At 65.9% G+C, this 20,717-nt stretch carries 14 protein-coding genes and 1 tRNA gene; 3 read left to right on the top strand and 12 right to left on the bottom strand.

Translation table 11 applies throughout. The features are described from left to right. Positions 1 to 42: 42 nt before the first annotated feature. The 3 genes from kdpB to kdpF all read right to left on the bottom strand — a co-directional run bounded on the left by kdpB (position 43) and on the right by kdpF (position 4,033). On the bottom strand, positions 43 to 2,073 hold the full coding sequence (gene kdpB / locus AC1DX5_RS23225) for a potassium-transporting ATPase subunit KdpB (RefSeq protein ID WP_478017621.1): 2,031 nt from the start codon (positions 2,071 to 2,073) through the stop codon (positions 43 to 45). A 155-nt stretch (positions 2,074 to 2,228) separates the two neighbouring features. Then, positions 2,229 to 3,932, bottom strand: coding sequence for a potassium-transporting ATPase subunit KdpA (gene kdpA, locus AC1DX5_RS23220; RefSeq protein WP_478017618.1), 1,704 nt, complete (start codon positions 3,930 to 3,932; stop codon positions 2,229 to 2,231). 11 nt (positions 3,933 to 3,943) lie between these two features. Then, positions 3,944 to 4,033, bottom strand: coding sequence for a K(+)-transporting ATPase subunit F (gene kdpF, locus AC1DX5_RS23215; protein ID WP_272626678.1), 90 nt, complete (start codon positions 4,031 to 4,033; stop codon positions 3,944 to 3,946). 473 nt (positions 4,034 to 4,506) lie between these two features. On the opposite strand from kdpF, the gene AC1DX5_RS23210 reads away from it, so the two are divergent. After that, a complete protein-coding gene (locus AC1DX5_RS23210) occupies positions 4,507 to 7,104 on the top strand; it encodes a DUF4118 domain-containing protein (RefSeq protein WP_478017616.1) in 2,598 nt (865 codons plus the stop codon). Between the two features lie 61 nt (positions 7,105 to 7,165). On the opposite strand, the gene AC1DX5_RS23205 is transcribed toward AC1DX5_RS23210, so the two are convergent. Together AC1DX5_RS23205 and AC1DX5_RS23200 are read right to left on the bottom strand one after the other, a co-directional pair. Then, positions 7,166 to 7,696, bottom strand: coding sequence for a dihydrofolate reductase family protein (locus AC1DX5_RS23205; protein ID WP_465176552.1), 531 nt, complete (start codon positions 7,694 to 7,696; stop codon positions 7,166 to 7,168). A 209-nt stretch (positions 7,697 to 7,905) separates the two neighbouring features. Further along, positions 7,906 to 7,982, bottom strand: a tRNA-Arg gene (locus AC1DX5_RS23200). Between the two features lie 92 nt (positions 7,983 to 8,074). On the opposite strand from AC1DX5_RS23200, the gene AC1DX5_RS23195 reads away from it, so the two are divergent. Continuing rightward, the gene (locus AC1DX5_RS23195; protein WP_478017614.1) at positions 8,075 to 8,575 is read left to right on the top strand and encodes a hypothetical protein; all 501 of its coding nucleotides are present in this window, start codon (positions 8,075 to 8,077) and stop codon (positions 8,573 to 8,575) included. Positions 8,576 to 9,013: 438 nt separating this feature from the next. On the opposite strand, the gene AC1DX5_RS23190 is transcribed toward AC1DX5_RS23195, so the two are convergent. From AC1DX5_RS23190 to hemB, 4 genes are read right to left on the bottom strand one after another with little or no spacing between them, the layout of a single operon-like run. Then, on the bottom strand, positions 9,014 to 11,245 hold the full coding sequence (locus tag AC1DX5_RS23190; RefSeq protein WP_478017612.1) for a fused MFS/spermidine synthase: 2,232 nt from the start codon (positions 11,243 to 11,245) through the stop codon (positions 9,014 to 9,016). Continuing rightward, a complete protein-coding gene (locus tag AC1DX5_RS23185) occupies positions 11,245 to 11,778 on the bottom strand; it encodes a GNAT family N-acetyltransferase (RefSeq protein WP_478017610.1) in 534 nt (177 codons plus the stop codon). The genes AC1DX5_RS23190 and AC1DX5_RS23185 overlap by 1 nt, the downstream gene beginning before the upstream one ends. After that, complete coding sequence (locus AC1DX5_RS23180; protein ID WP_478017607.1) at positions 11,775 to 12,317, bottom strand: GNAT family N-acetyltransferase; 543 nt, start codon at positions 12,315 to 12,317, stop codon at positions 11,775 to 11,777. Before AC1DX5_RS23180 ends, AC1DX5_RS23185 begins: the two co-directional genes overlap by 4 nt. After that, positions 12,314 to 13,306, bottom strand: coding sequence for a porphobilinogen synthase (gene hemB / locus AC1DX5_RS23175; protein ID WP_465181481.1), 993 nt, complete (start codon positions 13,304 to 13,306; stop codon positions 12,314 to 12,316). Before hemB ends, AC1DX5_RS23180 begins: the two co-directional genes overlap by 4 nt. Positions 13,307 to 13,439: 133 nt before the next feature. Between hemB and AC1DX5_RS23170 the strand changes: the two genes are divergently transcribed. Beyond that, positions 13,440 to 14,255, top strand: a complete 816-nt coding sequence (locus AC1DX5_RS23170; RefSeq protein WP_478017604.1) for an SIMPL domain-containing protein — start codon at positions 13,440 to 13,442, stop codon at positions 14,253 to 14,255. A 9-nt stretch (positions 14,256 to 14,264) separates the two neighbouring features. Here the strand turns inward: AC1DX5_RS23170 and AC1DX5_RS23165 are convergent, their stop codons facing one another. The 3 genes from AC1DX5_RS23165 to AC1DX5_RS23155 form a co-directional block, all read right to left on the bottom strand. After that, positions 14,265 to 15,725, bottom strand: coding sequence for an MATE family efflux transporter (locus tag AC1DX5_RS23165; protein ID WP_478017602.1), 1,461 nt, complete (start codon positions 15,723 to 15,725; stop codon positions 14,265 to 14,267). A 106-nt stretch (positions 15,726 to 15,831) separates the two neighbouring features. Next, positions 15,832 to 18,492, bottom strand: a complete 2,661-nt coding sequence (locus AC1DX5_RS23160) for a valine--tRNA ligase (RefSeq protein ID WP_478017600.1) — start codon at positions 18,490 to 18,492, stop codon at positions 15,832 to 15,834. Positions 18,493 to 18,619: 127 nt separating this feature from the next. Next, a complete protein-coding gene (locus AC1DX5_RS23155) occupies positions 18,620 to 20,671 on the bottom strand; it encodes a S9 family peptidase (protein WP_478017598.1) in 2,052 nt (683 codons plus the stop codon). Positions 20,672 to 20,717: the final 46 nt, after the last annotated feature.

The following is a 20,717-nucleotide window of genomic DNA, read 5'->3' as shown; positions in this document are numbered from 1 at the left end:
AGCCCAGACTGGGTCCCCGCCTTCGCGAGGACACAAGAAGGGCTAGGCGAGGTGCAGGGCGGTGACGGCGAGATCGATCAGCTTGATCCCGACGAACGGCGCCAGCAGCCCACCCAGCCCATAAACGGCGAGGTTACGCGCCAGCAGCGGCCCGGCCGGCATCGGCCGATACGTCACGCCCTTCAGCGCCAGCGGCACCAGCATCGGGATGATCAGCGCGTTGAAGATGATCGCCGACAGGATCGCCGATTCCGGCGTCGCCAGCCCCATCACGTTGAGCACGCCAAGCCCCGGATAGAGCGCGACGAACATCGCCGGGATGATCGCGAAATATTTCGCCACATCGTTCGCCACCGAGAAAGTGGTCAGTGCGCCGCGGGTCATCAGCAGCTGCTTGCCGAGGCCGACGACCTCGATCAGCTTGGTCGGATCGCTGTCGAGATCGACCATGTTGCCGGCCTCGCGCGCTGCCTGGGTGCCGGTGTTCATCGCCACGCCGACATCGGCCTGAGCCAGCGCCGGTGCGTCGTTGGTGCCGTCGCCGCACATCGCGACCAGCCGCCCGCCCTGCTGCTCCTTGCGGATCAGCGCGAGCTTGTCCTCTGGCGTCGCCTCGGCGAGAAAATCGTCCACCCCCGCCTCGGCGGCGATGGCGGCGGCGGTCAGCGGGTTGTCGCCGGTGATCATCACCGTGCGGATGCCCATCTGGCGCAACTCGCCGAAGCGCTCGCGGATGCCGGCCTTGACCACGTCCTTCAGCGCGATCGCGCCGAGCAGCTTGCCGTCCCGCGACACCGCGAGCGGCGTCGCGCCGGACCGGGCGATCTCCTCGGTCACGCGGCGCAGTTCGGCCGCGACGGGGGTGTTGCCCAGCCCCGGATCGGCCCGCAGGATCGCATCCACCGCACCTTTGCGGATCGTGCTGCCCCCGGTGATGATGCCCGACACGCGCGTCTGCGCGGTGAAGGGGATGATTTCCGCATCGGCCGGCATGGTGCGGGTCGGGACGGCATGGCGCTCGCGAGCCAGCACGACGATGGAGCGGCCCTCGGGCGTTTCGTCGGCGAGGCTCGCCAGCGACGCAGCGCTCGCCAGCGTATCGATGTCGATCCCGCCCACGGGCACGAACTGGCTCGCCTGGCGGTCGCCGATGGTGATGGTGCCGGTCTTGTCGAGCAGCAGCACGTCGATATCGCCCGCCGCCTCGACCGCGCGACCCGATTTGGCAAGCACGTTGAAGCGCATCAGCCGGTCCATGCCCGCAATGCCGATCGCCGAGAGCAGCGCGGCGATGGTCGTCGGGATGAGGGTGATCAGCAGCGCCGCGAGGATCGCCACCGGCACGCCGCCGCCCGCATAGGAAGCGAAGCCCGGAATGGTGGCGACCGCGATCAGGAAGATGATCGTCAGGCCGACGAGCAGGATGGTCAGCGCGATCTCGTTCGGCGTCTTCTGCCGCTCCGCACCCTCGACCAGCGCGATCATGCGATCGAGGAAGCCGTGCCCCGGCTCCTGGGTGATGCGGACCTTGATCCTGTCCGAGATGACGCGGGTACCCGCCGTCACGGCCGAACGGTCGCCACCTGCCTCGCGGATCACCGGCGCACTTTCGCCGGTGATCGCGGCTTCGTTGACCGAGGCGACGCCTTCGACGACTTCGCCGTCAGCGGGGATCAGGTCGCCGGTCTCGACCAGGACGAGATCACCCTTTTCGAGTTGGGTGGCAAAGGCGATCTCATAGGTCTCGCCGACGCCGAGCAGCCGCTTGGCCTTGAGATCGGCCTTGGTCGCGCGGAGCGAGGCAGCCTGGGCGCGGCCCCTGCCCTCGGCCAGCGCCTCGGCAAAGGTGCCGAACAGCACGGTCAGCCATAGCCAGACGATAAGCTGGATCTGGAAGCCGAAGCTGAGCGGCTCGCCGCCGATGACCAGCAGCACGGTGAGCAGGGTCGCCACGACGGCGGTGGTGAACATCACCGGGTTCCTGATCAGCTGGCGCGGATCGAGCTTCTTGAACGAGTCGCCGATCGCCGGGACGACCAGGCTCGCGGTGAAGATGGAGGTTGGTGCGGACATGGATCAGTCCCGATCGAGGATGAAGGAAAGGCGGATGCCGAAATCTCTGCCGTCACCCCGGACTTGTTCCGGGGTCCATCGCGCCTCAGGCGTTGCGGCGCGTGAGGAGGGATGGATGCCGGAACAAGTCCGGCATGACGGTTGGGATAGCGCGCTCATGACAGCGTGCCGTTGATCATCGCGAGATGGTCCGCGATGGGACCCAAAGCGAGCGACGGCAGGAAGGTCAGGCCGCCCATGATCAGGATGACGCCGATCAGCAGCCCCACCCAGAGCGGTCCGGTTGTCGGGAAGGAACCCGAGGACGGCGGCGTGTATTTCTTGGCCGCGAGACTGCCGGCGATCGCCAGCATCGGCACGATCATGAAGAACCTGCCACCCCACATCGCGATGCCCAGCAGCGCATTGTAGAAGGGCGTGCCCGCGGTCAGGCCGGCAAAGGCGGAGCCATTGTTCGCGACGGCCGAGCTGAAGGCGTAGAGGATCTCCGAAAAGCCATGTGGCCCCTTGTTGAGCGGCCCGGCGAGCCCGGCGGGCATCACCGAGGCGATCATTGTGCCGCCCAGGATGAGCAGCGGCAGCACGGCGATGGCCAGCACGGCGAACTTCACTTCGCGGCCTTCGATCTTCTTGCCGACATATTCGGGCGTGCGGCCGACCATCAGCCCGGCGACGAACACCGCGAGGATGGCGAACAGCAGGAAGCCGTAGATGCCAGCGCCGACGCCGCCGACGACGATCTCGCCCAGCTCCATGTTGATCATCGGGATCATGCCGCCGAGCGCGGTGAAGCTGTCGTGCATGGCGTTGACCGCGCCACACGAGGCGGCCGTGGTGACGCTGGCGAACAGCGCCGAGGCGGCGATGCCGAAGCGGACCTCCTTGCCCTCCATATTGCCGCCGGCGACATGGAGCGAATGCAGCACCGGGTTGCCCGCGGCTTCCTGCCAATAGGCGACGCCGGTGCCGGCAACGAAGATGATCAGCATCGCGGCGAGGATCACCCAGCCCTGGCGGGTGTTGCCGACGGCCTTGCCGAAGGTCCAGGTGAGCCCGACGCCGATCAGGAAGATCGAGAGCATCTGGACCAGGTTGGTCATCGCGCTTGGGTTCTCGAATGGATGCGCCGAGTTGGCGTTGAAGAAGCCGCCGCCATTGGTGCCGAGCATCTTGATCGCTTCCTGAGAGGCGACCGGGCCGAGCGCAATGGTCTGCTTCACGCCCTCGAGCGTGGTCGCGTCGATCGACTGGGCAAAGGTCTGGGGCACGCCGCTCCAGATCAGGTAGACGGCATAGACGATCGAGATCGGCAGCAGCAGGTAGAGCGTGACGCGCGTGACGTCCGCCCAGAAATTGCCGATCGACTTCGCTTCGCGCCGCGCGAAACCGCGGAACAGCGCAAACGCCAGCGCGATGCCGGTGGCGGCGCTGAGGAAGTTGTGGATCACCAGCCCGAACATCTGGCTGAAGTTCGAGAGAGCGACCTCGCCCGAATACCATTGCCAGTTGGTGTTGGTGGTGAAGCTGATCGCGATGTTCCACGCACCATCGGGCGCAATGCCGGGATAACCGCGCGGGTTCATCGGCAGCAGGTCCTGGAAACGGACCACGAAATAGGTGAGCAGCAGGAGCGCGAGGTTGAACGCGATCATGTGCACTGCGTAGCGGCGCCAGCTCTGCTCGGCGTTCGGGTCTATCCCGCCGAGCTTGTAGAAGCCCCTCTCCACCGGCCCGAACACATAATGAAGCGGCGTGCGGCGGCCCTCGTAGAGCGCGAACAGCCACATGCCCATCGGCTTGGCCAGCGCGACGAGGATGATGACGAAGAGGGCGATCAGCCCCCAGCCCTGAATATCCATGACGATACCGATCAGAATCGCTCGGGCCGCAGGAGCACGGCCACGAGGTAAAGGAGGAGGGCGGCGGCGGTGATCGCGGCCAGGGTGAGATGCAGCGTCATTGCGTCACGCCTCGTCGCACAGGCGGATATAGGCGAGCGTCAGCGCGAACAGCCCGGCGAGCGCGCCGAGCCACAGGATATCGGTCATGGGGCTGTGCCTCCGATCGGCCGGCACGGTATGGCCGGGTCGGAAAGGCAGATAGGCGCGCGGTGCGTTAAGGTGCGACGGCGAATGGGACCGAAACGCGTTAAGTTCGCATATAGATTGGGGCGTGGGCGTGGCGTTTGCCGATGGGGAAGGTCATATCCCTCTTGGCCGGTTCTCCCTTCTCAACCCCTCCCCTTCAGGGGAGGGGCAAGGGGTGGGGCAGCGACGAGCGGGGCTCGATGCCCCGATCGGCGCTTCGGGCTTGGCGAAGAGTCTTTATGAGCGTGCAGACGCACGCCCCCACCCCCAAACCCCTCCCCTGAAGGGGAGGGGCTTAAGTGAGAAGGTTGGCGCGATAACCGACAAACGCCCCTCGCCCGACGCCTTGCTCCGCGCCGCGGAGCGGGAAGCACGCGGGCAGCTCAAGATCTTCCTTGGGGCAGCCCCGGGCGTCGGCAAGACCTATGAGATGCTGAGCGAGGGTGCCGCCCGCCTTCGCTCCGGTACCGACGTGGTGGTCGGCGTGGTCGAAACGCATGGCCGGGCCGAGACCGAAGCGCTGGTCGCGCCGTTCGACGTGATCCCGCGCCGCACCATCGATTATCGCGGCCAGGCGCTGACCGAAATGGACCTGGACGCTATCCTCGCGCGTCGTCCGGCTCTGGTGCTGGTGGACGAGCTTGCACACAGCAATGTCGAGGGCAGCCGCCATCCCAAACGCTGGCAGGACATCCAGGAACTGCTCGATGCCGGGATCGACGTGTTCTCGACGGTCAACATCCAGCATGTCGAGAGCCTCAACGACCTGGTCGCCAGCTTCACGCGCGTGCGCGTGCGCGAGACCGTCCCCGACAGCGTGCTGGAGGAGGCCGAGATCGAAGTCGTCGACATCCCGCCCGACGAGCTGATCGAGCGGCTGAAGGACGGCAAGGTCTATATTCCGGCCGAGGCGACACGGGCGCTCGGGCATTTCTTCTCCAAGGCGAACCTGTCGGCGCTGCGCGAGATGGCGCTGCGCCGTGCGGCGATGAGTGTCGACCGGCAGATGCTCGAGCATCTCGACGCGAGCGCCCTGCCGGGCGCCTTTGCGGCCGGGGAACGGGTGCTGGTGGCAGTCAGCGAGCTGCCGGGGGCCGAGGCGCTGGTGCGCACCACCAAGCGCCTGGCCGATGCGCTGCGGGCGCCCTGGACCGCCGTCTATATCGACACGCCGCGGGCGGAGGGCTTCGGCACCGAGGAGAAGGCGCGGATCGCCGCCACCCTGCGCCTCGCCGCGAGCCTTGGCGCCACCATCGCCACCGTGCCGGCTGAGAGCGTGATCGACGGGCTGCAGGCTCAGGTCGAGGGCATGCGCGCGACTCAGCTGGTGATCGGCAAGTCGCGGCGGAGCTGGTGGTTCGAGATGCGCCATGGCTCGGTGGTCGAGAAGCTGCTGCGCAACGTCGAGGGGCTGGCGATCCATGTCATCCCGGCCGATGTGTCCGCACCGTCGCGAAAGTTCGGGCAGGGTTTTCGCTGGGATGCCAAGCCCACAGTCTATGCGGCGGTCATCGCGTTCGTTGCCGGGACGACTCTGCTCGCCAAACTGGTCGAGCCGTGGATCGGCACCGGCGCCATCGACCTGCTCTACCTGCTGCCGGTGGTCACCGCCGCCAGCCGGTACGGGCTGAAGCCGGGGCTCGCCGCGGGCGTGCTCGCCGCGCTTGCCTTCAACTTCTTCTTCCTGCCGCCGCTCTACTCCTTCACCATCACCGAGCCGCAAAGCGTGCTGACGGTGCTGGTGCTGATCGGCATCGCTGCCTTCACCAGCCGGCTGACCGGAGGCATGCGGTCGCGTGCCGCGATCGGCGTGCGCAGCGCGCATGAGAATGCCGCGCTCGCGGCCTTCGCCCAGGCGCTGACGCGCGTGTCGGACGCGCAGTCGACCGCGGACACGGTATGCGTCGAGGTCTCGCGGCTGCTCGACGTGAACGCCGTGCTGCTGGCGGAGCGCGATGGCCAGCCGGCGATCGTCGCGGCGGCCCCGCCCGCCAGCGACCTGACCCCGATCGACGTCGCGGCGGCCGACTGGGCGTTCAAGCGCGGCGAGACCGCCGGATATGGCACGGTGACGCTCAATGCCTCGGACTGGCAGTTCCATCCGCTCAAGACGTCGATGGGCGTGCTGGCGGTGCTGGGCGTCGCGCGGAACGACGGGAGCGACCCGGTGCCGTCCGATCGGGCGGTGCTGCTCTCCACCCTGGTCGGGCAGGCGTCGCTGGCGCATGAGCGGCTGCGCCTCGACGACGAGATGCGCGAGTTGTCGGTACTGAAGGAGCGCGACCGCCTGCGCGCCGCGTTGCTTTCCTCAATCGGCCACGACCTGCGCACCCCGCTGACCGCTGTGACGACGGCGATCGAGACCGTGGCGGCCGAGCACCCCGATTCGGCGGCGATTCCCGTCGCCCGGGCCGAGATGCAGCGGCTGCGGCGCTTCCTCGACAATCTGCTCGACATGGTGCGGCTCGATACCGGCGCATTGAAGCTGTCGATCGAACCGATCGACCTGACCGACGCGGTCAGCGGCGCGATCCACGACCTGAAGGACCTGCTGCGCGGCAAACATATCGACTTCCAGGTGCCGGCGAACCTGCCGCTGGTCCGGGCTGATGCCACCCTGCTGCATCACATCCTGATCAACCTGCTGGTCAATTCGGCCCAGCATGGCGGCGCCACGGGCACGATCACGATCGAAGGGCGTCGGACCGCCGATGCGGTGACGATCGCGATTCGCGACGACGGGCCGGGGCTGACGGCGCCCGACCACGACCTGTTCCAGGTCTTCACACGCGGCACGGGCAGCGACCGTGAGGGCGGCAGCGGGCTTGGCCTCGCCATCGTGAAGGGATTCGCCGACGCAATGCAGGTCGGCGTGCGGGCCGGCAACCATGCCGAGGGCGGCGCCGTATTCACCCTCGCGTTCGTTCCGGTCGCCGCTGACTGACGGGCACGTCAACGTCTCAGCTCATACGCCCCTTGGGTACGCCTTGCGGCGAAGCACGCGATCAAGCGGGGACATAGGTCAACCGGATCACATCCTCGGCAATCCGGTCATGGGCGACGAGACGGAGCGGTGGCCGTGGTCCGGCGAAATATGGCTTGCCGTGACCAATCACGACTGGGTGCAGGTAGATTCGATATTCGTCGATCAGGCCGAGATCGGTGAGGCTTTGCGCGAGATCCGGACCGGCTACTTCAATTTCCCCCTCGCGCTCGGCCTTCAGCGCGCGGATGGCGTCCTCAAGGTCTTCCCCGACGAGCCTGGCGTTGGGCCCGACCGACGTCAACGAGCGCGAGACGACCCATTTCGGCTGCTTCCGCCACGCCGCGGCGAAGGCGCGTTCGTCCGCATTCCATTCAGGCTGCTCGTCATCCCAGTAGCGCATGATCTCGTACATCTGACGGCCATACACACTGCCCGCCTGCCCCTGAGCCTCCTCGACGAAATGGCGGAAGAGCGCAGGACCGGGCGCGAACGCCATATGGTCGACATAGCCGTCCAGGGACTGGTTCATTCCGAACACGAGCTTGGCCATCACCCTTCCTTTCCTCACGCCGCGCATCCGCGCAGTTCTGGTTGCGCTCTGCAATCAGTCTGAAGCTAGTGCGACCGATTTTGCGATGCAAGTGGCCGTCGGGGCCGGCGGCGGGGCCGTGATCACGATTCAATGTGGAGAGGTGGAACCGGCGCCGACAGGCCGGAAAAACAAACCCCCGCCAAGTCAGTGACTGTGGCGGGGGATGTTGGCGCGCCCGGAACGATTCGAACGTCCGACCCTCAGATTCGTAGTCTGATGCTCTATCCAGCTGAGCTACGGGCGCTTGGGAAGTGGGCACATAGAGGCGTCTTTCGCGGGGCGCAAGTGCGTTGCGTGCGTTGCGTACCTCTTATTTGCCGCATAGAGCGAGGGGGCATGAAACGCGCCCTCCCCTTCACCTGCCTCGCATTGCTCTGCGGTTGCGCCGAACAGTCGACCGGCCGCTATCCCTCGCTGCTGCCGCGGCCGATCGAGACGACGAGCCTCGCCGAGCCCGAATCGCCGCCGCCCGCGCCCGTGGTGGCGGACCCGGCCGTCGACGCGAAGCTCGTGACGCTGAAGGCCACTCTCGGCGAATCGGCGACGGCCTTCGCCCCCGCCGCCGAGCGTGCCGAGCGGACCGCGGTGGCGGCCAAGGGCCAGGCTGCCGGCAGCGAAGGCTGGATCACCGCCCAGTCGGCACTGGCCGAGCTGGACGGCTACCGCGCTACCACATCGGCGACCCTGACCGATCTCGAGGATCTGGCGATCGAACGTGCGACCGCCGGCCAGCCGGATTATCCGGGAATCGAGGCGCTGCGGACCGAGGCCAATGCCCAGCTTCAGGTCCAGTCGGCGCGAATCACCGCCATCCAGGCGATGCTGCCCGAGGCGTGAGGCGGCCCGTTCGCCCGCGAGTCGAAGGCCTGATTCCGCGGTTCCGCGGGTAACAGCGGCGGGACATTTTTCTTTCCGCTGTTATGTTGGATTTCAGGGCTGGATTATACCCCCGTTTCCAGCAGCTTAGGTAACGCTTTCCCTGTTACGGGATAACAGCGGAAAAAACGCGGAATAATGCGGCGTTTTTCCGCTGTTCTGGAGCCGATTCGCCATCAAATCGGCAGGCAGGACCTCCGTTGGTTCATGACAATGAGAAATAGCGGGGCGAGAAGCAGCCAGCGTCCCGCCGGCTCGACTTTGCGATGTGGCTTCGTCTTGTTGAATCGACCGCAAGCGGGGACGAGAAAACCACAGCCCGGGACGAATCGATAGGCGCTCGGCCGCCCTGAGAGAGAGTTCGCGCAGCTATGGCCTGCCCTGAACATCGACCCGCCCCTAAGGCTTTCGAAATAGCTTCACCAGCGGGACGATCGTCGAATAATCGTCGGTCCAGGGCGTGAACGCCGGATAGTCGTTCAGCGGCTGCCAGGTGGCATCGCGTGCCTTCAGCGCCTCGATCGTCGCCGGATCGTGCGACAGCGCCACCCAGAAGGAGACGGCGCGGGGCTGCTCGACATTCGGCCCCGGGAAATACAGCAGCTTCGCCGAGCTCCACCCTCCGGCCTTCGCCGCGGCCGACACGACCGGCTCCAGGTCGAGGAATTTGTTGGAGATATGGAAGAGCAGCACGCCGTCATGCGACAAAACCCGCCCATAAGTATCGAACGCCTCACGCGTCATCAGATGCATCGGCACCGCATCGGACGAGAAGGCATCGAGCGTGAGCAGGTCAAGCGAGCCGGTCGCTTCAGCAGCGAGATTGAGCCGAGCGTCGCCCACCTCGATCGTCGGGTCGGGCAGGCAATTCTTCAGAAAGGTGAATTGCCCCGTGTCGCGGGCAATGCGCACAACGGCCGGATCGATCTCGTAGAAGCGCCAACTCTGACCGGGCTTCGCATAACAGGCAAGCGTCCCCGCCCCGAGGCCGACGACACCGATCCTGGCATGATCGCCAAACAGCGCCGGCACCGCCTGCATTGCCTGCCCCACGCCGGAGCCGGTGACATAATAAGCAGTCGGCGTACGCTCGCGATCGACGCTGCCGAGCAACTGCGTGCCGTGCACGGTGGTGCCGTGCTGGAGCTGGCGCACCTCCTTGTTGGCGCGAATCGTATAGACGCCGAAATAGCTGCGGGTCCGGGCGCCGGGGTCCATCGACAACAGGATCGAGCGGTAGCCGCCGAACACGATCAGCGCGCCGGCCAACGCGCAGACGAATGCGCCGCGTGCGCCGATGGTGAACACCGCCACTGCAACCATCACGACGAAAACCATCGCTTGCAGCGGCCCCGGATCTTCCGATCCGGCGCTCGGGCTGTTCATCACCACGAGGATCAGCAGCCACATCAACAGCCCGACGGCGACCGTGATGAACCCCCGGTACTGCGCATGTCGCGCCCACAGCGTGCCGATCACCGGGACAAGGAAGCTCTGGGGCGCGAGCACGCCGGCGGCAAGGACCAGCAGCGGATATTCATAGGTCCAGTCGAACACGAAGGGTGCGATCAATGCGGCAAACACGCCGCCGAGCGCTCCGCCGACCGACATGGCGAGATAGAAGCCGGTCAGCCGGTCGGCCTCAGGCCGGAGCCGGTACATCTTGGTGTGGAGCGCGACGGCGGCCATGAACAGCAGGATGAGGGCGAGCACGGCGTTGAGCCAGGGCTTGCCCTGCAGTTCACCGACGAGCACCCCGCCGATCAGCAGGATGACAATGGGCGCGAGCCGGGTAAGCAAATCCGGCGGACCGCGCCGCGTCGCGAAGGCGATGGTGAAGCTCAACAGATAAAGCCCGAGCGGCAGCACCCAGAGCAGCGGCATCGCGACGACGTCAGTGGTGATATAGGTCGAGGTCGCGAGCATCAGGCCGGAGGGCACGAAGGCCAGCACAATCCAGTGCGCGACGCGCTTGAGGGTCGGCGCCGGACTTTCAGCGACCGGCCCCTCGACGATCTGCATCTTCATCCTGGGCAAGGTCATCGCGCAGACCGCGACGAGCAGGCCTAGGATGATGTAACCAACGGTCCACAGCCGGCTCTGGCCCGCCAGGGCGAGCCCCGGCTCGACGAAGATCGGATAAGCGATCAGCCCGGCAAAGCTGCCGAAATTGGAGGCGGCGTAGAGCGCATAAGGGTCCTGCCCCTTGCTCGACACGTTGAACCAGCGCTGGAGCAGCGGCGCCTGCGCCGAGATGACGAAGAACAGCGGCCCGATCGACGCGCCGAGCAGCCATGGCACCCAGATGGCGGGCTGGGCATTGGCGGGGAGCTGAGTCGCCATCAGCCCGATCGGCAGCCACAGCGCCGCGACCAGCAATAACGCAAGATGGATCGCCGCCTGAAACCGCGGCGTCACCCGGCCGAGCCAGTGCGCATAGGCATAGCCGCCGAGCAGCAGCGCCTGATAGACCAGCATCGCCGAATTCCACACGGCGGGGGCGCCGCCGAGCCGGGGCAGCGCCATGCGCGCGACCATCGGCTGGACGAGGAACAGCAGGAACGAGCCGGCCAGGATGGTCGCCACGAACAGCGGCCGGGCGAACCGCGCCGGCACGGCGATGCGCGCCATCAGGCCGGGCGCGCGATTCGGTAAAGGATATGGCGCTTCAGCGGGCTGCCATCCGGCACTGCGGGATGATCGAAGTCTCCATCCAAGACTCGGCTCATGCCGATGCGCTCCATTAGCCCCCAGCTTGCCTTGTTGTCCTGAACGGTGATGGCGGCCACCCGCGGCGCATCGGTATGCGCCCAGGCCCAGGCGAGGCTCGCCTCCGCAGCTTCGCGGGCATATCCCTTCCCCCAATAGGCAGGGGCGAAGCGCCAGCCAATCTCCATATCCTGCGCGATCGGCGTGTCGGGTGCGCCCGGCTTCACGCCGCAAAAGCCCAGAAGCGCACCATCCTCGCGGCGTTCGACCGCCCAGAAGCAATAGCCATGACTCTCGAGATACCCATTCTGCCGATCGAGTGCGGCATCGGTCTCGGCCCGAGTCATCAAGGGCCCGAGATACCGCATGACCTCCGGATCGCTGCAATGCGCGTGGAAGACCGGGCGATCCTCGTCCCGCCAGTGACGCAGGATCAGGCGTTCGGTATCAATCACGACACTGCTCCCGGCCGGTCTATCGCGAAAACCACGCTGTTTCCCAAGGGGTCGCCCGGCGCGAACAGGGGGTGGGAAAAGTCGCTCTCCGGCTGCCGCGCCATGCCGAGGCGCTCCATCAACATCCGGCTGCGCGTGTTGCGCTCGGCGGTGATCGCGGTGACCCGCGGCGCCGCGCTATTCGCCCAGGCCCATTCCAGCCAGGCGGCGGCCGCCTCCCGCGCATAACCCCTGCCCCACCAGCCGCTGGCCAGGTTCCAGCCAATCTCGACTTCGCCCTCGATCGGCGTGCCCTCCGCGCCCGGCTTCAGCCCGCAAAAGCCGATCGCCTTGTGGCCGTCGCGCAGTTCGATCATATGGAAACCAAATCCATGGCTGACCCCATAGCCCGCGTGACGCGCGATCGCCGCGTCGCTCTCTTCCGGCGATTTGACCGGACCGAGATTGGCCATGACGAGGGGATCGGCCCACATCGCGTGCAACATCGCGCGGTCGGACTCGGCCGGCCTTCGTAGAATCAGACGCGCCGTTTCGATCACGCGTTCAAGAGACGCGCCGCATGCGCCGCATGATAGGTGAGCACGCCCGAGCAGCCGGCGCGCTTGAACGCCATCAGCGTTTCCAGCACCACGCCGTCGCGTTCGGCGGCGCCGGCAGCGACGGCCGCCTCGATCATCGCATATTCGCCGGACACCTGATAGGCGAAGACCGGCACCTGGAACTCGCTCTTCACCCTCAGGATGATGTCGAGATAGGGCAGACCTGGCTTGACCATCACGCTGTCGGCGCCCTCCGCCAGATCGAGCGCGACCTCGCGCAACGCCTCTTCGGCATTGGCCGAGTCCATCTGATAGGTCTTCTTGTCGCCCTTGAGCAGGCCGCGCGAGCCGACTGCGTCACGGAACGGCCCGTAGAAGCCGCTGGCGTACTTGGCCGAATAGGCCATGATCTGGACGTTGGCGCGGCCGTCACCTTCCAGCGCTGCGCGGATAAGGCCGACGCGGCCATCCATCATGTCGCTCGGTGCAATGATGTCGGCGCCCGCCGCCGCCTGGTTGAGCGCCTGACCGACAAGAACCTCGGCAGTCTCGTCGTTGAGCACATAGCCCGTCTCGTCGAGTAACCCGTCATGACCATGGCTGGTATAGGGATCGAGCGCGACGTCGGTCAGCACGCCGATCTCGGGCACTGCGTCCTTCAGCGCGCGGATCGCGCGACACATCAGATTGTCGGGATTGAGCGCTTCCTCGCCGCGATCGGAGCGGCGATCGGGCTGGGTGTTGGGGAACAAGGCGATGCACGGAATGCCGAGATCGCGCGCTTCCTTCGCCCGGGCGACGATACCATCGACCGACCAGCGCGACACGTCGGGCAGGCTGGCGATCGGCTCCTCCACGCCCTGCCCTTCGGCAATGAACAGCGGCCAGATCAGGTCGGCGGGCGTGAGCACGGTCTCGGCGTGCATACGCCGGCTCCATGCCGAAGCGCGGGTGCGGCGGAGACGAAGCGCGGGGTATTGGGCGGACATGCGCGGCTTGTGCTGGATCAGCCGTCAGCGTGCAAGTGCAACGACTTTACGCCGGGGCTCAACCACGATATCTAAGGTGACGTTATAACATTTAACAAAGCGAGAGACTGAGATGCGTTGCACCAAAGCGTTCATGGCAGTGGCACTGATCCCAGCCCCGGTGTTGGCCCAGACCGGGCGAGAGGCGAAGCCGGCCACGATCATTGTTTCCGCGACCGGCAATGTGGAAACAATCCCCGACAAGGCTACTCTGTCGATCTCTCTACGTGGCGAAGGCAAAACTGCCGACGCAGCCTCCGCTGCGCTCGCGGCACGGCAGAGGGCCGTAATCTCGGGCCTGCGCTCGCTCGATCCGAAGGTCGAGCTGCGAACCGGCGCCGTATCGATCCGCGAGGCCTATGCCGGCAGCTGCGACAATGGCGATCACTTCTCGATGATGTCCGACGATCCGGAAACCATCGCCGACACTCTCGAGACCGTGGCGGTTTCGATGGCGGCGGATGACACGCTGGATGGCGCCCCACCGCAAGGCCGCAAGAAGGACTGTACGGTGGTCGGCCGGGTGGCGCAGATCGAGGCCTCCGTCATCATGAATTCGATAAAGGACGCCGGCACCGCTGTTGGGCTCGCTGGCCGGCTTGGAGCGAGCCGGGCCAGAATCGATGATTTCGGATTGCGTGACGATTCGACCGCCTCCAATCGCGCGATTGCAAGAGCGATGGAAAATGCGCGCGCCAAGGCCGAAGCGATCGCGGCAGCCTCAGGGGCGAAGCTCGGCGGTATCATATCCGTAAATGACGGCAGCGAGCGAGACGCCATTGATGGGTACAGCATGGATTCGGCCCGGTCGCCTGTCATGGCGATGGTTCCGCCGGTCGTGATCGACGTCTCGCCAAAGCCGGTGGAGACCAGCGCTCGCTTGACCGTTACCTTCGCGATCGAACGGTAACGGCCTCGTTCAGCCGGTCGGATGCTGCCGCCCGGCCGGTTCGCCCGTGGCATGGGCATGCTCCTCCGCCACTTCCGGCTCGGGCGGTACGATCAGCACCTGCTCGCGCCAATGCGCGCTGCGATAATAGAGGATCGCGAGCGACAGCGACACGAGCGAGCCGAGCGGAAAGGCATACCACAAGGCGTCCGGGCCGATGAGCCGCGGGCCGATCACCGCGAAGCCGATCCTGACCGGATAAAAGGCGATCGCCAGGATGATCAGCGGCGCCATCGTCGCGCCATTGGCGCGGACCGTGGAGAACAGCACCATCGTCGCGCCGAACATGACGAAGGTCCAGCTTGAGATCAGCTGGATGTGGCGTGCGATGGGGATTGCCGGGCTTTCGCTGCCGACGAACAGTGCCATGACCTGCCGGTCGAACAGGATGATCGCAATGATCACCACCAGGGTGATGACGGTATTGTAGATGATCCCGGCGCGGGTGATCGCGTTCACCCGTTCCCATTTGCCCGCCCCGATATTCTGCGCCGCCATGCTGCTGACGGCGACGCCGATCGCCATCGCGGGCATCTGGATATAGGTCCAGAGCTGCTGCGACACCGCATAGGCAGCGGCCGTGTCGACGCCGAGGCGGTTGACCAGCCCGACCATGGTGAGGCCCGCGCTCGACATCACCAGCATCTGCGCGCCCATCGGCAGGCCCTTGGCGACGATCGTCCTGACGAGCGCCGCTTCGGGGATCAGATAGCGCAGTTCGCGGCCGCGCAATCGGATCGGGAGGTCACGCCAATAGACATAGACGAGCAGGCCGGCCGAGGAGACGATTCCGGCCAACAGGGTCGCCGTCGCCGAGCCGGCGATGCCCATGCGCGGGAATGGGCCGATGCCCTCGATCAGCAGCGGGTTGAAACTGCTGTCGATCACCACGCTGAGCAGCATGAACCAGAGGGGCGTCAGCGAATCGCCGGTGCCGCGCAGGCTCATCTGGATCAACACGCCGAGCATCGAGAAAGGCAGGCCGAGAAAGATCACGCGCAGATAGTCGCGCGCCATGTTCTGCGCCTCGCCCGGCGTGGCGAGCAGGCGGAGGATCTGCGGCGTGAACAGCCAGCCGAGGATCGAGATCGCCACCGCCCCGCCCACCACCAGCCCGACCGTCGAGCCGAAGGCGCGCCGCGCCGCCTCGATATCGCGGCGCCCGACCGACTGGCCGATCAGGATCGTCGCCGCCATGCCGAAGCCGAACACGGCTGAGAACATCAGGAACATGATGATGTTGGCGTTCGACGTCGCGGCGAGCGCGCTTTCGCCGAGAAAGCGCCCGACCCAGATCGAGTTGATCGACCCGTTGAGCGACTGAAGGATGTTCGAGCCCAATGTCGGCAGCGCAAAGGCGAGCAGAGTCGACGCGATCGGCCCCGTGGTGAGGTCGCGCTGGCCGGGACGGGTGGTTACCTTCTTCGTCATGCCGGGCTTGTTCCGGCATCCATGGTTCCACAAACACAATGACCGTGGCGCATGCGGGACGATGGCCCCCGGAACAAGTCCGGGGTGACGGGTTGGTTAGGGTCGCTCATCCCAACCGCGCCAGCGCCGCCGTCAGCCGTTCGGCTTCGGCTGACTTCTCGGCATGATCCGCACGGGTCTTCTCGACCGCTTCGGGTTTGCCCTTTTCCACGAAGTTGGCGTTCGCCAGCTTGCCGGCGAGCATGTCGCGGTTCTTCGCGGCCGCTTCGATCGCCTTGGTGAGGCGCGCCCGCTCGGCGTCCAGATCGATCACGCCTGCCAGCGGTAGGACGAAGGTCGCCTCGTCGATCACGACCTGGACCGCGCCACTCGTCGGTGCTTCACCCTCGGCCCGGTCGATCCGCGCCAGCCGCGCGATCGCCGGCGCCTGACGGCTCAGCCGGTCAAGGGTCGCGGCGTCGGCGTCGCGGACGTGGAAGGGCATGCGCGCACCGGGCGAGACATTGAGCTCGTTGCGGGCCGCGCGGACCTCGCCGACCAGGCGGATCAGCCAGTCGATTTCCTTGCTTGCCTCCGGATCGATCGCACGCGCATCGGCCATCGGCCATTTGGCGACGATCAGATCGGAGTCGCGATCACCAAGGGCGTGCCACAGCTCCTCCGTGATGAACGGCATGAACGGATGGAGCAGGACCAGCATCTGATCGAGCACCCAGCCCGCGACCTTGCGTGTCTCTTCCGCTTCGGGGCCGGTCGCCGGGCCATCAGCATTGCCGAGCAGCGGCTTGATCAGTTCGAGATACCAGTCGCAGAAACGGCTCCAGACGAACTGATACACGGCGTTCGCGGCGCCATCGAAGCGGTAGTCGGCCAGCGCGAGATCGACCGCCTGCACCGTCTGGATCGTCTCGGCGATGATCCAGCGATTGACCGCGAGCTTCGCCTCGGGTGCTTCCAGTGCAACGCTCGCGCCGATGCCGTTGGACTGGCAGAAGCGCGCCGCGTTCCACAGCTTGGTCGCGAAGTTGCGATACCCCTCGACCCGCTTCTCATCCATCTTGATGTCGCGGCCCTGGCTTTCCATCGCCGCCATGAAGAAGCGCAGCGCGTCGGCGCCATATTTGTCGATCAGGCCGAGCGGATCGACGGTGTTGCCCTTGGACTTGGACATTTTCTGCCCGTCCGCCGCCCGGACCAGACCGTGCAGGTAGAGGGTGCGGAACGGCACGTCCTTCATGAAGTGCATGCCCTGCATCATCATGCGGGCATCCCAGAAGAACAGGATGTCGAAGCCGGAGATCAGCACGTCGTTTGGGTAGCGGCCGTGGAGGGTCGGATTGCCGTCCTCGGGCCAGCCCATCGTGGCAAACGGCCAGAGCGCGGAGGAGAACCAGGTGTCGAGCACGTCGCTGTCCTGGCGCAATTCGACGCCCTCGCCCGCCTGCGCCCGGGCACCTGCCTCATCCATGGCGACGAAGATGCGGCCGTCCTCGGCGAACCATGCCGGGATTCGGTGCCCCCACCAGAGCTGGCGCGACACGCACCAGGGCTGGATATTCTCCATCCAGTTGAAATAGGTCTTTTCCCAGGTCTTGGGCACGACCTTGACCGCACCGTTTTTGACCGCCTCGATCGCCGGCTTCGCCAGGGTCGCCGCGTCGACATACCATTGGTCGGTCAGCCAGGGCTCGATCACCGCGCCCGAACGGTCGCCGAACGGAGTCTGGATCACGCGATCCTCGACGCGTTCGAGCAGGCCAGCCTCATCCAGCAGCGCCACGACCCGCTTGCGGGCGTCCGCGGTGGACAGACCGATCAGATCGTTCGGGATCAGCTCGTCGGCGGTCTGCTGTACCCACGCCCTGGCATCGAGCATGTTGAGCATGTCGGCGGCCTTGAACCCGGCGCGCTTGCCCACTTCGAAATCGTTGAAGTCGTGGCCCGGCGTGATCTTCACCGCGCCGGATCCGAGCTCGGGATCGGCATGCTCGTCAGCGACGATCGGGATCAGGCGGCCGGTGATCGGCAGGCGCACATTCTTGCCGATCAGCGCGGTGTAGCGCGCATCGGTGGGATTCACCGCGACCGCCATGTCGGCAAGCATTGTCTCGGGGCGCGTGGTGGCGACCGAGATGAAGCCGGAACCATCCTCCAGCGGATAGCGCAGATGCCAGAACTGCCCGTTGATCTCCCGTGTCTCGACCTCGAGATCCGAGATGGCGGTGCCGAGGCCCGGATCCCAGTTCACCAACCGCTTGTCGCGGTAGAGCAGACCCTGATTATAAAGGTCGACGAACACCTTCAGCACGGCCTTGCTGAAGCCCTCGTCCATGGTGAAACGCTCGTTGGCCCAGTCCATCGAGCAACCGAGGCGGCGGAGCTGCTTGGTGATGATCCCGCCGCTCTCCGCCTTCCATTCCCACACCTTGGCGATGAATTCCTCGCGGGTGAAATCGGTGCGCTTCTGCTGGTGGAGCGCCATGTTGCGCTCGACCACCATCTGGGTGGCGATGCCCGCATGGTCAGTGCCGACCACCCACAAAGCGTCCTTGCCCTTCAGCCGCGCGTGGCGGACCAGAATGTCCTGCAGCGTGTTGTCGAGCGCATGGCCGATATGGAGGTTGCCCGTCACGTTCGGCGGCGGGTTGACGATCGTCCAGGGCTCGGCGCCCGGGCGATCGGGGTGAAACAGGCCCTCGCCTTCCCAATGGGCATACCAGCGGGATTCGATGTCGGCGGGGTCGAAGGTTTTCGGGAGTTCGGTCATGGTGCGACGCCTCTACAGAGGTTTTGCCCCGAAAATAAACCTTCGTTCGCCCTGAGCCTGTCGAAGGGCTGCACTTTCTTCGCCGGAAGAAGGGCCGTGCTTCGACAAGCTCAGCACGAACGGGAAGTTAATCGCCCTTCTTGCCCGTCCATTTGTCCATCCAGCCGAGCACCTCGCGGTACCATTGGCGGCTGTTCTTCGGCTTCAGCACCCAATGATTCTCATTCGGGTTGACCAGCAGGCGCGACGGGATGGCGCGGCGCTGGAGCGCGGTGAAAGCGGCGAGGCCCTGAGTGTACGGAATCCGGAAGTCCTTCTCGCCGGTGATGACCAGCATCGGGGTCTTCCACTTGTCGACGAGATTGACCGGGTTCCATTTCTCGAACGCGGCGGGATCCTCATAATAGGTTTTCCCGCCATGCTCCCATTCGTCGAACCACAGTTCCTCGGTCTCGTACGCCATCGCGCGGGCGTCGAACACGCCGTCATGCTGGACGATGCACTTGAACCGGTCGGGCCATTTGCCCTCGAACCAGTTCATCATATAGCCGCCATAGGATGCGCCGAGCGCGCAGGCATTGTCGCCATCGAGCCAGGTGAATTTGGTCGTCGCGGCGGCGAGGCCCTTTTGCAGATCCTCGAGCGGCCAGCCGCCCCAATTGTCGCGGATCGCGTCGCTGAAGGCCTGGCCATAGCCGGTCGATCCGTGGAAATCGACCGCGACCAGCCCATAACCGGCGCCGGCGAACACCGCGGGGTTCCAGCGATAGGACCAGCTGTTGTTGCTCGATCCCTGCGGGCCGCCATGGACCATATAGGCGACCGGCACTTTCGCGCCCTCGGCGAGGCCGGCGGGTTTCACCGCATAGCCCCAGACGGTGTCGTTGTTCGCGCCCGCGAAGCTGAAGCGCGTGACGGTCGGCATCTCGATATCGGCGAGCTTCGAGGCGTTGACCGAGGTGAGCCGCGTCGTCTTCTTGCCCGCGAGCAGGTAGAAATCGTCGGGCGCGGTCAGGCTGTTCATCGCCAGCACCAGCCCCTTGGGCGTGACGGTGAGCGAGGAGACATGCCCCTGCTGAGTCAGTCGCGTGACCTTGCCGCTGGCGGTATCGATCGCAAAGGCGGGGGTTTCCTGCGTGTCGTCGGCGGTGACGTAGATGGTCTTGCCGTTGGCGGCCCAGGCGATCGACGCGACGGACCGGTCCCAGCCTTCGGTCAGCGCGCGAACCCGGCCGGTGGCGAGATCGCGCACCATCAGCACCTGGCGATCCGCTTCATAGCCGGGGCGCTTCATCGAGAAATAGGCGAGCCACTTGCCGTCGGGCGAGGCAGTCGGGAGATTTTCCATCCCGTCATTGTCGGGCGTCAGGTTGGTCGGGGCGGCGGAGCCGTCGGCGGGTGCCGCGAAAATATCGAGATTGGTCGAAGTCGCCTCGATCCGGCCTGCCTCGCGGAGTGCGAAGAAGATTGTCTTGCCGTCGGCCGACCAGTCGAGTTCCTCGCCGCCGCCCATCGGCTTTGACGGGGTGTCGCCGACGAGTCCGCCTTCGATCGCGACGCCGTTGCCGATGGCACCCTCGGCAGTCAGCGGCAGGACGAAGAGCTGCGAGCGGGTGCCGTCGCCCCATGTGTCCCAGTGACGGACGAAGAGCTGATCATAGGTGCGACCGGCACCCGCGTTCGGGTCCTTCTTGACCATGGCCGGCTCGAGGCTCGGCGCGCCGGGACGGCGATCGGCCCAGACGAGCAGCTTGTCGCCGGTCGGCGCCACCTTGAAGCCGCTGAAGCCGCCGGTGAAGCTGGTTACCTTTTTCGGCGCGCCACCGGCCGTGGCGACGACCCAGACGGCGTCATCGCCGCCCTTGTCCGACTGGAAATAGACCGCGCTGCCGTCGGGTGAGAATTGCGGGCTCGTTTCGTTGACATCGGCCTCGGCGGCGAGCTGTTCCGGGACGGCGCCCTTTTTCGTCAGGTCGAGCCGCCACAGGTCGAACCGGCCGCGATCGGCAGCCAGATCGGTCTCGCGCTGCTGCCAGACGAGCCAATGACCGTCCTTCGATACGGTGGGCGATGCGACGCGCGAGAGCATCGTCACATCGTCGATGGTGAGCTGGCGGGCATGAGCAGGCGCAGCGGCGGCGGCAAGCGCGAGGACACTCGCGGACAGGAGCATTTTCATGGCCGCCGATAGAGCAGAACGCCGCGCCGCCCGCAATCGCGCGGGC

Source organism: Sphingomonas sp. P2_B6 (assembly GCF_056404755.1).
The sequence above is the reverse complement of the archived record's forward strand: the minus strand, read 5'-3'. Positions and strand labels throughout refer to the sequence as shown.

What these genes read in the sequence shown, in the direction of transcription:
- kdpB (WP_478017621.1), bottom strand. Translation starts at nt 2,073, where the DNA reads ATGTCCGCACCAACCTCCATCTTCACCGCGAGCCTGGTCGTCCCGGCG.
- kdpA (WP_478017618.1), bottom strand. Translation starts at nt 3,932, where the DNA reads ATGGATATTCAGGGCTGGGGGCTGATCGCCCTCTTCGTCATCATCCTC.
- kdpF (WP_272626678.1), bottom strand. Translation starts at nt 4,033, where the DNA reads ATGACGCTGCATCTCACCCTGGCCGCGATCACCGCCGCCGCCCTCCTC.
- AC1DX5_RS23205 (WP_465176552.1), bottom strand. Translation starts at nt 7,696, where the DNA reads ATGGCCAAGCTCGTGTTCGGAATGAACCAGTCCCTGGACGGCTATGTC.
- AC1DX5_RS23195 (WP_478017614.1), top strand. Translation starts at nt 8,075, where the DNA reads ATGAAACGCGCCCTCCCCTTCACCTGCCTCGCATTGCTCTGCGGTTGC.
- AC1DX5_RS23190 (WP_478017612.1), bottom strand. Translation starts at nt 11,245, where the DNA reads ATGGCGCGCATCGCCGTGCCGGCGCGGTTCGCCCGGCCGCTGTTCGTG.
- hemB (WP_465181481.1), bottom strand. Translation starts at nt 13,306, where the DNA reads ATGTCCGCCCAATACCCCGCGCTTCGTCTCCGCCGCACCCGCGCTTCG.
- AC1DX5_RS23170 (WP_478017604.1), top strand. Translation starts at nt 13,440, where the DNA reads ATGGCAGTGGCACTGATCCCAGCCCCGGTGTTGGCCCAGACCGGGCGA.
- AC1DX5_RS23165 (WP_478017602.1), bottom strand. Translation starts at nt 15,725, where the DNA reads ATGACGAAGAAGGTAACCACCCGTCCCGGCCAGCGCGACCTCACCACG.
- AC1DX5_RS23160 (WP_478017600.1), bottom strand. Translation starts at nt 18,492, where the DNA reads ATGACCGAACTCCCGAAAACCTTCGACCCCGCCGACATCGAATCCCGC.
- AC1DX5_RS23155 (WP_478017598.1), bottom strand. Translation starts at nt 20,671, where the DNA reads ATGAAAATGCTCCTGTCCGCGAGTGTCCTCGCGCTTGCCGCCGCCGCT.